The 11,966-nt window shown below is 63.6% G+C and carries 10 protein-coding genes; 1 reads left to right on the top strand and 9 read right to left on the bottom strand.

Going from position 1 to position 11,966, the window contains the following annotated elements:
- Positions 1-98 precede the first annotated feature (98 nt).
- The 6 genes from adk to BM193_RS07440 all read right to left on the bottom strand — a co-directional run bounded on the left by adk (position 99) and on the right by BM193_RS07440 (position 4,126).
- Positions 99-755 carry an adenylate kinase gene (gene adk, locus BM193_RS07415; protein ID WP_070224611.1) on the bottom strand — a complete coding sequence of 219 codons (657 nt, stop codon included), beginning with the start codon at positions 753-755 and terminating at the stop codon, positions 99-101.
- A 243-nt stretch (positions 756-998) separates the two neighbouring features.
- Entirely contained in the window at positions 999-1,754 is a 756-nt protein-coding gene (gene kdsB, locus BM193_RS07420; protein ID WP_092798446.1) for a 3-deoxy-manno-octulosonate cytidylyltransferase, read from the bottom strand.
- Between the two features lie 2 nt (positions 1,755-1,756).
- Positions 1,757-1,933: a Trm112 family protein gene (locus tag BM193_RS07425; protein ID WP_092798445.1), complete on the bottom strand. Its 177-nt coding sequence runs from the start codon at positions 1,931-1,933 to the stop codon at positions 1,757-1,759.
- On the bottom strand, positions 1,914-2,969 hold the full coding sequence (gene lpxK / locus BM193_RS07430) for a tetraacyldisaccharide 4'-kinase (RefSeq protein ID WP_092798444.1): 1,056 nt from the start codon (positions 2,967-2,969) through the stop codon (positions 1,914-1,916). The genes BM193_RS07425 and lpxK overlap by 20 nt, the downstream gene beginning before the upstream one ends.
- A gap of 114 nt (positions 2,970-3,083) precedes the next feature.
- On the bottom strand, positions 3,084-3,524 hold the full coding sequence (locus BM193_RS07435) for an ExbD/TolR family protein (protein WP_092798443.1): 441 nt from the start codon (positions 3,522-3,524) through the stop codon (positions 3,084-3,086).
- Entirely contained in the window at positions 3,521-4,126 is a 606-nt protein-coding gene (locus BM193_RS07440) for a MotA/TolQ/ExbB proton channel family protein (RefSeq protein WP_092798442.1), read from the bottom strand. Before BM193_RS07440 ends, BM193_RS07435 begins: the two co-directional genes overlap by 4 nt.
- Before the next feature lie 1,340 nt (positions 4,127-5,466).
- Between BM193_RS07440 and xseA the strand changes: the two genes are divergently transcribed.
- Complete coding sequence (xseA, locus tag BM193_RS07445; protein ID WP_092798441.1) at positions 5,467-6,828, top strand: exodeoxyribonuclease VII large subunit; 1,362 nt, start codon at positions 5,467-5,469, stop codon at positions 6,826-6,828.
- Positions 6,829-6,958: 130 nt separating this feature from the next.
- Here xseA and BM193_RS07450 read toward each other — a convergent pair whose 3' ends face one another.
- From BM193_RS07450 to BM193_RS07460, 3 genes are all read right to left on the bottom strand, one after another.
- Positions 6,959-9,406, bottom strand: coding sequence for a TonB-dependent receptor (locus BM193_RS07450; RefSeq protein ID WP_092798440.1), 2,448 nt, complete (start codon positions 9,404-9,406; stop codon positions 6,959-6,961).
- A gap of 106 nt (positions 9,407-9,512) precedes the next feature.
- Positions 9,513-10,565 (bottom strand): ABC transporter ATP-binding protein, encoded by a 1,053-nt coding sequence (locus BM193_RS07455; RefSeq protein WP_092798439.1) that lies wholly within the window; start codon positions 10,563-10,565, stop codon positions 9,513-9,515.
- 1 nt (position 10,566) lies between these two features.
- Positions 10,567-11,940, bottom strand: a complete 1,374-nt coding sequence (locus BM193_RS07460; RefSeq protein ID WP_092798438.1) for a GH1 family beta-glucosidase — start codon at positions 11,938-11,940, stop codon at positions 10,567-10,569.
- Positions 11,941-11,966 lie beyond the last annotated feature (26 nt).

The raw sequence follows: 11,966 nt of genomic DNA on the forward strand, positions 1-11,966 counted from the left end.
CGACCTGCAAAAAAACCGAACCACGAAAACGACACGGCGCCGCTGGCGAAAAGCGGGCACAAAAAAAGCGGACACTCAGGTCCGCTTTTCAATACTGCTTATTCCGCCAGGGCGGCAAATGCGCTGTCGCGGATTTGCTCGACCGGACCGACGCCGGCGATGCGGCGGTATTTCGGCGCGCCTGGCAGGCCGGACTTGGCCCAGTCATTGTAGTAGCCCAGCAAGACTTTCGTCTGGTTGTGGTACACGTCCAGGCGCTTCTTGACGGTTTCCGCCTTGTCGTCATCGCGCTGGATCAAAGGCTCGCCGGTGATGTCATCGACGCCATCGACCTTGGGCGGATTGAATTTGACGTGGTACACGCGGCCCGAACCCGGGTGGCTGCGGCGGCCATCCATGCGCTCGATGATCGATTCATCGGGCACGTCGATTTCCAGCACGTAGTCGACATTGATGCCGGCATCTTTCATGGCGTCCGCTTGCGCGATGGTGCGCGGGAAGCCGTCGAACAGGTAGCCATTGGCGCAATCGGCTTCCTGCAGGCGGTTCTTGACCAGGCCGATCATGATGTCGTCCGACACCAGGCCGCCCGCATCCATGACTTTTTTCGCTGCCAGGCCCAGTTCGGTGCCTTCCTTGATCGCCGCGCGCAGCATGTCGCCCGTGGAGATTTGTGGAATATTGTATTTTTCTTTGATGAAGTTAGCTTGGGTGCCCTTGCCGGCACCGGGTGCTCCTAAAAGTATCAGACGCATTGATAAGTTCCTAAAAAACAGATTTTGGATGGTGGTATGTGTAATTATTTTTAGATGATGTTGCTATGGCTATCTTTCCCTACGAAACTTACCACAAAAAATCCCCGAAACGCCAGTTTGCTGTCGATTTGCCATGCCCTGATTGATCAAAGCCAGCAATTATCGAAGCGGACGTTTCAAAATGTGGTTTTTGCTGCAGGCATACAAATTATATTTGCATGCCTGCCGTTTTGCGGGTAGCGCTTACAGGTCGCGGTAGTGCGCCTGGACGCGTTGTAAATCTTCCGGCGTGTCCACGCCGGCGGCCGGAGCCGAGTCCGTGACATGCACGGCGATGGCATGGCCATGCCACAAGACGCGCAACTGCTCCAGCGCCTCGATGGCTTCCAGCGGCGAGGCGGACAGGCCAGGATACGCTTGCAGGAACGCATTGCTGTAGGCATACAGGCCGATATGCCGCAGCGGCACATAGCCTGCCGGCAGGCTGTCCTTCGACTGCGCAAAGCCGTCGCGGTGCCACGGGATGGTGGCGCGCGAAAAATATAGCGCGCGGCCGTTTTTGTCCAGCACCACCTTGACGACGTTCGGGTTGAACGCATCGGCCACGTCATGCAGCGGATGGGCGCACGTGGCCATGGGGACGGCCGCGCTGATCTGCGCGGCGCAGGCGGCCAGCAAGGCCGGATCGATCAGCGGCTCGTCGCCCTGCAGGTTGACGACGACGGCGTCGGGCGGCAAGTCCAGCGTGCGCGCCACTTCGGCGATGCGGTCCGTGCCCGACGGATGGTCGGCGCGCGTCATGCACACTTCCACGTTGTGCGCGGCGCAGGCGGCGCGGATGTCGTCGTGGTCGGTGGCGACGATGACGCGGGCGGCGCCCGACAAGGCCGCCTGCTCGGCCACGCGCACCACCATGGGCTTGCCGCCCAGGTCAGCCAGCGGCTTGTTGGGCAGGCGCGTCGAGGCCAGGCGGGCCGGGATGATGACGATGAACGCCATCCTTATTCCACTGCGTCGAGCAGGGTGCGCGCCTCGTCCGCCCACATGATGGGGATGCCATCGCGGATCGGGTAGGCCAGGCGGTCGGCGCGGCAAATCAGTTCCTGCGCCTTCTTATCGTGTTCAAGCGGACCCTTGCAAACAGGGCAGACCAGGATATCAAGCAGTCGAGCGTCCACGACATTTCTCCACAATTTGTTGGGCCAGCGCGCGATCGATGCGCGCACTGACGGGGACGACCCACAGTCTCGGGTCATCTTTGAGATATTCAATTTGCGCACATTTTACTGCATCCTTCTCGGTGATCAAGATCACATCCGTGTCGAGCGCGGCAAATGGCTGGTCGAGGAAGTCATGATGGTCGGGCAGGGGCAGCTCCGTAAAATGCAATCCGGCGCCGCGCAGCATGCTGAAAAACCGCTGCGGATTGCCGATGCCGGCCGCCGCCACGATGCGCCGGCCGCTGGCCGCCAGGCTCGCCAGCGGCAGTTGTTCGCTACGGTCGGCCAGGCGCTCGGCCACGCCACCCGCCAGCAGCATCTGCACCACCAGGGTGGCGGGCGGCGCCACCTGCGCCACCAGCGCCGGAGTCAACTCGGGCACATTGATCACCGTCACGTCGCGCCGGCGGCGCGGCGATTCGCGCAGGGGCCCGGCCGGCAGCAGCCAGCCATTGCCGGCGCCGCGGCCGTCGAACAGCACGATTTCCACGTCGCGCTGCAAGGCGTAGTGCTGCAAGCCGTCGTCCGTGACCAGCACGTCGACCTCCGGGTGCGCGGCCAGCAGCGCCCTGCCCGCTTGCGCGCGGTCGCGCCCCACCATCACGGGACAGCCGCCATGCTGGAAGATCAGCAGCGGCTCGTCGCCCACCTGCCGCGGCGTGGAACTGGCGCTGACGGCGCGCGGCGCGCGGTCGGCGCTGCCATGGCCGCGCGAAATGACGCCCGGACGCATGCCTGCGTCGCGCAAGGCTTGCACCAGCCAGATCGTCAGCGGCGTCTTGCCCGTGCCGCCAATAAAGATGTTGCCGACGACGACGACGGGCACAGGCAGGCGCGCCGATTTCAGGATATTGGCACGGTACAGGCCGCGCCGCACGGCGCTCAGGGCGCCGAACAGCAGGGACACGGGCCACAGCGCGCACGCCAGCGGCCCGCGACGCAGCCAGGCGCGGGTGAGAGTGGATTCAAGCTTGGCGGGGGAGGATGTGGGCATGCGGTGAGGAGTAAAGGGCTGGGGTCTGACTTGGCGGGTCAGACCCCAATTTAAAATCCGGGGTCAGACCCGGCGGGTCTGACCCCAGCACTGCGATTGGGGTTGAACAAGCGCTTACTTGCCGCCCGCTTGCGCCGCAAACGTCAGCTTTTCATAGCCGGCCAGGCGTGCCGCCTCCATGACGTGGATGACCATCTGGTGCATGGCGAACTGGTCGGCGTTGACCACCACCACGGGCGTCTGCGCCGGCGCCTTGCCGCCGTTGGCCGCCTTCGCCGCCGCCTGCAAGGCGTCGGCCAGGCCGGCCACGTCGCGGAACGAGACCGGTTCGCGGTTCACCGTATAGTTGCCCTTGGCGTCGATGGTGACGTCGATCTGCTGCGGCTTTTCCTTCGCCTGTTCGGCGTCGGCCGTGGGCAAGGTGATCTGCAGCTCCGTAAACTTGCTGTAGGTGGTGCTGACCATGAGGAAGATCAGGATCACCAGCAGCACGTCGATGAACGGGATCAGGTTGATTTCGGGGTCTTCACGCCCCTTGCCTCTGCGGAAGTTCATTTGCGGCCACTGTGGACAATGTCGACGAACTTGACCGCCTGCTGCTCCATATCAATGACGAAGCTGTCCACAAGGGCGCGGAAGTGACGGTAGAACACCAGGGTCGGCATGGCGATGGCCAGGCCAAAGCCCGTGTTGTACAGGGCGACGGAAATACCGTGCGCCAATTGTGCGGGATTGGAGCCGCTGGCGTTTTGCGAACCGAAGATCTCGATCATGCCGACCACCGTGCCAAACAGGCCCATCAACGGTGCCAGCGTGGCGATGGTGCCCAGCGTCGTCAGGTAGCGTTCCAGCACGTGGGCCACGCCGCTGCCCGCCTCTTCGATCGATTCCTTCATCACCTCGCGCGGCGCGTCGACGTTGCGCAGCGCGGCGGCCAGCACCACGCCCAGCGGCGAATTGTCTTCCAGCTTGGCCACCGTGTCGGGCGTGATCTTGCCGTTGCGATATACCTGCACCACTTCATCGAACAGTTTGCGGGGCAGGATCTTGGCGCGCCGCAAATACAGCAAGCGCTCGATGATCAGGGCCAGCGCCACGATGGAAGCGATCAATAACAGCCAGATGGGCCAGCCAGCGGCCTGGAAGATAGCGAGCAAAAGAAACTCCTGGTAATGGGAAGGCGGACTATGGCCTGAACAGCATGTATTGTACCCAGCGCCGTAGCCGGCGGCGCAAGCAATTGCGCGCCGGCGGCGGAATGGCGCAATGTAGCGCGTTGACGCGCCGGCGGCAAGTGGCGCCCGCGCGCACCGTTATGCACAGCCTGCGGCACGCCCCCGCCTGCGGCAGCCAGTTTTGCACATTTTATGTGGATAAGATTGTGAGCAAGCATGAACATCAGACGCCAAGTCATTGATTTACATCAGGATTATCCTCCTGCGCAAAATACAGGCATAGCAGCTTATCGCGCTTAGTCAATGTCAGAGAATCAACAAAATAAAAGTTCTGCACATTTACTGTGGACAAGATTGTGCGCAAGGCGGTGGAATTCGCATAAGCCACTGATTTTAAAGATAATTATATCGCTGAGTAAAAATGTGGCAGGCAGCTATCCAGCCGGCCTTGGGCGGGCCATAAAGTTCTGCACACAATCTGTGGACAAGATTGTGTGCAAGCGCAAAGATCGGCGCTAAGTACATTGATTTATATCGTTTTTATTGGCCTGCATAAAAATGTGGCAAGGGTGGAAAAGGCCGCTTTTTCCGCACACATTTGGCCGCGACATGCCACTTTTCCACCGCCGCTGCAGTTCCACACATAAAGTGTGGATAAGATTGTGAGCAAGCCGATTGACTCCATGCAAGACCCTTGATTTCAAAGGACTTTTTTTCACTGCTGAAAAATGAGGCAGATAAATGGCGGCGCGCAGCGATGGAAAAGTGCGCCACACGGTGAAACGATTTATGCGGTTTTGCACACATTCTGTGGATAAGATTGTGAGCAAGGCGCCCGCTTGCATGCTAGGTCATTGATTTATATAGCCTTATTCAGGTTGCGCAAAAAGAAGGCAAGCCAGGCAATGGGCCTGGCGATGGCTCGCCCCGCCCGCCTGGTGGAGTTCTGCACATTTTTTGTGGATAAGATTGTGCGCAAGGCCAGGCATGCGATACTAAGCCCTTGATTCATCAACGCTTTATTTCCATGCGCAAAAATGTGGCAGAGTATTTTTTATCCACCGCCACCGAGCAATCCGGGCCTGTTGTGCTGGACAAAAAGTTCCGCACACTTTCTGTGGATAACTTTGTGCGTAAGTGGCACGCGCTTCACTGATGTGCTTGATATTAAAGGACTTTTTCCCTCTGCACGCAAATCAAGCACCCGGAAATTCATCATGAAATCAAATACTTAGAAATAGATCTTGTTGTTTTGCGCGATATATGACATAAGCATGACCTCGCCGATAATATGTGGACAGTTCCCTCCCCCATAGCACCAGATGATGACCGATACCCCCACCGACAGCGGCTTTGCCGCCCCGCCCGTGCTGACCGTCAGCGCCCTGAACCAGGCCGTCGCGCGCCTGCTCGAACGCTCGTTCCCGCTGACCTGGATCGCCGGCGAGATTTCCAACTTCACGCGCGCCGCCTCCGGCCACTGGTATTTCACCTTGAAGGATGACGGCGCCCAGGTGCGCGCCGTGATGTTCCGCGGCCGCGCCCAGTACGCCGGCTTCACCCCGCGCGAAGGCGACAAGGTGGAAGTGCGCGCGCTCGTCACCCTGTATGGCGCGCGCGGCGATTACCAGATCAACGTGGAAGCCATCCGCCGCGCCGGCGTGGGCGCCCTGTATGAAGCGTTCCAGCGCCTGAAGGAAAAGCTGGCCGCGCAAGGGCTCTTCGACCCCGAGCGCAAGCGCGCCATTCCCATGTTCGCGCGCACGATCGGCATCGTCACCAGCCCGCAGGCGGCCGCCCTGCGCGACGTGCTGATCGCGCTCAAGCGCCGCGCGCCGCACGTGGCCATCATTCTGTATCCGACGCCCGTGCAGGGCCAGCAGGCGCCCGAGAGAATCGCGCAAGCCATCCGCACGGCGTCCACCAGGGCCGAGTGCGACGTGCTGCTGGTGTGCCGTGGCGGCGGCAGCATCGAGGATCTGTGGTCGTTCAACGATGAAGGCGTGGCGCATGCGATCGCCGACTGCGTCATGCCCGTCATCAGCGGCGTGGGCCACGAGACGGACTTCACCATCGCCGACTTCGCGGCCGACCTGCGGGCGGCCACGCCGACGGCGGCGGCCGAACTGGCGGCCACGCCGCGCGCCGACTGGCTCGCTTCCTTGCGCGCCGATGCGGCGGACCTGCGCCGCGCCATGCGGCGCTGCCTCGACGACGCGGCGCAGACCCTGGACCGCCACAGCCGCCGCCTGCTCAATCCCAAGGCGCAGCTGCGGCAGCAGCGCCTGCAGCTGCTGGCCCTGTCGACGGCCATGACGCACGCCGCGCGCGCGCCGCTGAACCAGTCGCAATATGCGCTGGAACGGCTGCGCGCGCGCTGGGCCAACCTGCGCCCCGACGTCACGGCGCCGCGCGCCCGCCTGGCCGAAGCGCAGCGCCGCAGCGGCGCGGCCATGGCGCAGCAGCTGGGCCAGCGGCGCCACCGCCTCGACGGCCTGGCGGCGCAGCTGGAACTGCTCAACCCCCAGCGCACCCTGGAACGCGGCTATGCCATCCTGCGCGATGAAAAGGGGCAGATCGTGCGCTCGCCGGCGCAGCTGCAGGCGCGCCAGAACGTCAACGTGCGCCTGGCCGAAGGCAGCGCGCAGGTCGGCATCGCCAGCGTGCAAGCGACCCTGGAATAAGCGCTGGAACAAGCGCTGGAACAAGCGCTGGAACAAGCGCTGGCATAAAAAAGGCCGGGGAAGCTCCCCGGCCCAACACCTTCCGCTACTGAGTGGACTGCGACTGCAACTGCCCTTTCACACTACCGCATTAAAACTTCATCGACACGCGCGCGCCGAACGTGCGCGGCGCGTTGTAGAAGGCGCCGTAGATCTGCTGCGTGGGCTGGCATGGCATGCCCACATCCGTGCACAGCTCCAGCACGTCGAGCTTGACGGCCTTGTCGGTGGCGTTCTGCACGAACGCTTCCACCGTGTATGCCTTGTTCGCCGGCTGGAAACGCAGGCTCAGGTCCAGGGTCGTGTAGGCTTCCTGGCGCTTGACGCCGGCGTGGCCCGGCACGTCGCCGTTGAAGGCTCCCGCCCCCACGTAGGACATGGTTTCATAGTGCACGGAGGCGCGCGGCGTGAGCTGGCCGCCGGCCACATTGAAGTCATGTTCGTACTGCACCGTGGTGGAAAACTTCGGCGCGTGCTTCATGGTGCTGCCGCCCACGTTCACCAGCGGCGCCGTCGAACCGCAGGCCTGGCCATTCGCGCGCGCCGCATCCACGTCGCACGAGAGGAAATCGTCGTACACGGCTTTCAGCCAGGTGGCGTTGCCCGTCAGGCGGTCCACCTTCGTTGGACGCCAGACCCACTCCGCTTCCAGGCCCTTGACGGTGGCGCCGGCCGCGTTGAAGTTGGCCAGCACGCTGTTGACCACCTGCGATTCGAGCTTGTCCTTGTACTTCATCACGAAGGCATCGAGGTTCAGCGTCAGTTCGCGGTTCAGCAAGTCCGACTTGAAGCCGATCTCGTAGCTGGTCAGCTTTTCCGGCTTGGTGGTGGCGCCGCCGTCGCCCATGGCCGGCGAATGGAAACCCGTCGTCACGGAACCGAACAGCAGCATGTCCGGCCGCAGCTTGTACTCGATGCGGCCCAGCCAGGTGGCTTGCCCATATTTCAGGTCCGCCGTGTTGTCGCCCGGCGTATTGCCGCAGGTTGCCGCCGTGATGGCGCCGCCCGGTCCGATATTGTGCGTGTTGGCCAGGCCCGTGCCCGGCGTGACCAGCTGCGCCATCTGGTCCGGCGTGAGCACGGTGGTGCCCAGCGGCGTGTTGGCGGGCCAGTTCGGGCAGGCCCAGTTCTGCCCGCCGATATCGAACTTGTGGTCCTTCGTGTAGCGCGCGCCGGCCGTCAGCTTGATCCGGTCCGTCACCTGCTGGCTGACCTGGCCGAACACGGCTTTCGATTTGAGCTGGCGGTCGCCCTGGATGAAGGACATCGACGACGCATACTGGCCCACCGTCGGCTGCACGAAGATCACGGCGCCGTTGGCGATATCCTGCTGCACGGCGGCCTGCGAAATCTGGCTGCGGTCGATATCGAAGCGCACCTTGTTCTTTTCATTGAAGAGGAACAGGCCGGCCACCCACTGGAACGGCGCCTCGTCGTCCGAGCGCGCCTGCAGCTCATGCGAATAACTGTCGAACTGCGCCCAGTCGGTGCGGTTTTCCGACTTGAAGCCGGGGAACAGGCCCGCGTCCGCATCGTTGCTGTTCTGGCGCTTGTAGCGGCTCCAGCTGCCCAGGTACGTGAAGTCCAGCGCCTCCGTCGGCTTGTAATTGAGCTTGCCCTTGTAGGTCAAAATCGACTGGTCCAGGGTGCCCGGCGTGTCGATCAGGGCCGAGCGCAGCTTCGTTCCCGGCGCCGGTTCGGCGGCCAGGAAGACATTGCCGGCACCCTGGTCGAGGAAGTAGTCGGCGATGAAGGTGCCGCGCAGCTGCGGCGTGAACTTCCACAGCAGCGAGGCGCGCACGCCCATCTGGTCGCCCGCGCCATACTTGGCCGTGCCCGGCATGACGTTCGAGCCGCGGCGGAAATCCACCGTGCCATCGTGGCTATCCTTGATGGCGGCGATGCGCAGCGCCACGTCGTCGGAAAACGGGATGTTGATCATGCCCTGCGTCTGCAGGTGGCGGTAGTCGCCCACGGTGATGCCGGCCGAACCCATGAACTTGGACGTATTCGGCGCGGCCGACACCAGGTTGACGGCGCCCGCCGTCGAATTGCGGCCATTTAAGGTGCCCTGCGGTCCGCGCGCCACCTCCACGTGACTCAAGTCATACATCAGCGCCGTGGCGCCCTGGGGACGCGGCGAATACACGCCGTCGACATAAAAGGCGACGGCCGGGTCGCCCAGCTCCGTGTGGTTGGCCGAGCCCACGCCGCGCATGTAGACGTGCACGCCGCCCGAGTCGCCATGCTGCTCGACGACGAGGCTGGGCACCATGGTGGCCAGCGAGGCCAGGTCTTTCACTTGATTGTTTTGCAGGGTGTCCTGGTTGAAGGCGGTGACGGCCAGCGGCGTCTCCTGCACGAAGGTGTTGCGGCGCGTGGCCGTGACGACGATGCGGTCCATCTGTTCGGCTGGCTGGGCCGCCGTGGCCTTGTCGGCATCTTGCGCCATGGCGGTGCCGCTGCCAAGCAGGATGCACTGGGCGAAGGTCGCATGCGCCAGGCTGAAGGCGATGGTGTTGCGTTTGAGCTGTTGCATTGTTGTTGTCTCCTGTACCGCTGGTTGAATGATGATCACATAGCTCTTTGGCTACTGCTGCACATTTTTTGGGTGTCAATCTGAAGTCATGTCGCCTCCGTGCGGGTCAGTGGGTAGCCACGGCGCGCCCGCCCGTGTCGAATAGAAAGGCATGGCCCTCTTCCGGCGCGAAGCCGATGGCGCTGCCCTGCGCCAGCGCGTGGCGCGCCTCGCCGTGCAGCTTGATGGCCACCGCATGCGGGCCGCCGTCGATGCGATCGTCAAGCGTCGCGTGGATGATCTGCGCGTCGCCCAGCTGCTCGATCAGGGTGACGGTGGCGCCGTAGCCTTCCCCGCGCGGCACCAGGCGCAGGTGTTCGGGGCGGATGCCGACCAGCATGCCCGTCTCGCCACCGAGCTGGCTGGCCAGGCCCGGCACGGCGGCGCACGGCAAAAAATTCATGCGCAGGGCGCCGATGAAGCCAGCCACGAACTGGCTGGCCGGGTGGCGGTACAGGTCCAGGGGCGCGCCCACCTGCTCCAGGTGGCCACCGTGGAAGACGGCGACCCTGTCGCCCAGGGTCATGGCCTCGACCTGGTCATGCGTGACATAGATCATGGTGGTGCCCAGTTCCTGGTGCAGCTTGGCCAGTTCGATGCGCGTCTGCACGCGCAAGGACGCATCGAGGTTGGATAAGGGCTCGTCGAACAAGAACACCTTGGGCTGGCGCACGATGGCGCGGCCGATGGCCACGCGCTGGCGTTCGCCGCCCGACAGGGCCTTGGGTTTACGGTCGAGCAGGTGCGTGATCTGCAAGATCTCGGCCACCTTGCCGACGGCCGCGCGCACTTCGGCCTCCGGCCTGCCCGCCAGTTTCAGGGCGAAGCCCATGTTGTCGCGCGCCGACATGTGGGGATACAGCGCGTAGCTCTGGAAGACCATGGCGATGCCCCGCTCTGCCGGCGCCACGTCGTTGGCCAGCAAGTCGCCGATGCGCAGCTGGCCCGCGCTGATGTCTTCCAGGCCCGCGATCATGCGCAGCAGGGTCGACTTGCCGCAGCCGGACGGCCCGACGAAGACCATGAATTCGCCATCATGGATATCGAGATCGAGGCCCTTGACGATTTCCGGGCCGTCGGCGTAGGTCTTGCGGATGCCGCGCAGCGAGATGGCGGCCATCTCAGTGCTCCCCGGCCAGGACGGCGGCATCGGCATGCGCGGCGCCCTGCGCGGCGATGAAATCGCGGTACCACAGGGCGCTGTCCTTGAAGCTGCGCTGCTGCGTGGCGTAGTCGACGTACAGCATGCCGAAGCGCTTGGCGTAGCCCGAATTCCACTCGAAGTTATCCATCAGGCTCCAGTAGAAATAGCCGCGCACGTCGATGCCCTGGGCGATCACGGCGCGCAAGGCGTCCAGGTGCAGCCGCACGTACTCGATGCGCGGCTGGTCGTGGACCTTGCCGTCGACGGGCTTGTCGGCCACGGCCATGCCGTTTTCCGTGATGTAGACGGGCGGCAGACGGTATTCGCGGTGCAGGCCCACCAGCAGCTCCGTCAAGCCTTGCGGGTAGGTTTCCCAGCCCATGTCGTTGACGCCAAGCTTGCATTCGGGCTTGCGCGGCGGCGTCTCGGCGCTCATGAAAGCGCGCGTGTAGTAGTTCACGCCGAGGAAATCGATGGGCTGCCTGATATCTATGAAATCGTTTTCAAAGATGGACAAAGCGGAAGCATCCGGGTGTTTCAGGGCCAGCGCCGGGTAGCGGCCCTTGAAGATGGCGTCCATATACCACTGCACCGAGCGCGCATATTCGAGGTCGGCCAGCTCGCGGTCCTGCGCGCTGTCGGTGGCGGGCGTGGCCGTCCATTGATTGAGCACGATGCCCAGCTTGGCCGGCGCGTCCACGGTGCGCATCGCCTGCATGGCCAGGCCGTGCGACAGCAGCAGGTGGTGCGACACCTGCACGGCGGCGGCCGGGTCGGCCATGCCCGGCGCGAACTGGCCCGTGCCGTGGCCCAGCACGGCCGTGCACCATGGCTCGTTGTGGGTGGCGATGCTGGCGACCTTGTGGCCGAAGCGGCGCGCCACTTCGGCCGCATAGGCGGCGAAGTGATAGCAGGTGGCGCGATTGAGCCAGCCGCCTTCGTCCTGCAAGGCTTGCGGCAAGTCCCAGTGATACAGGGTCAGGTGGGCCTCGAGGCCCTTGGCGGCCAGCGCGTCGAGCAGGCGCGCATAAAAGTCGAAGCCCGCCTCGTTCCAGGCGCCGGCACCCGCAGGCTGCACGCGCGACCAGGACATGGAAAAGCGGTAGGCGTTCACGCCCAGGCTGGCGATCAGCTCCACGTCATCAAAGTAGCGGTGATAGTGGTCGCAGGCCACGTCGCCATTGCTGCCGTCGATGATCTTGCCCTCCGTGTGGCTGAAGGTATCCCAGATGGACGGGCCGCGGCCGTCGATGGCGGCGGCGCCCTCGATCTGGTAGGCGCTGGTGGCCACGCCCCAGGTGAAGGTGGCGGGAAAGTTGGTGTCGATGTCGTCGTTATGCATGGTGGTCATGTCAGTGTGAGGGGTTGAGATAAATG

The organism is Janthinobacterium sp. 344 (assembly GCF_900112025.1).
Taxonomy (GTDB): Bacteria; Pseudomonadota; Gammaproteobacteria; order Burkholderiales; family Burkholderiaceae_D; genus Janthinobacterium.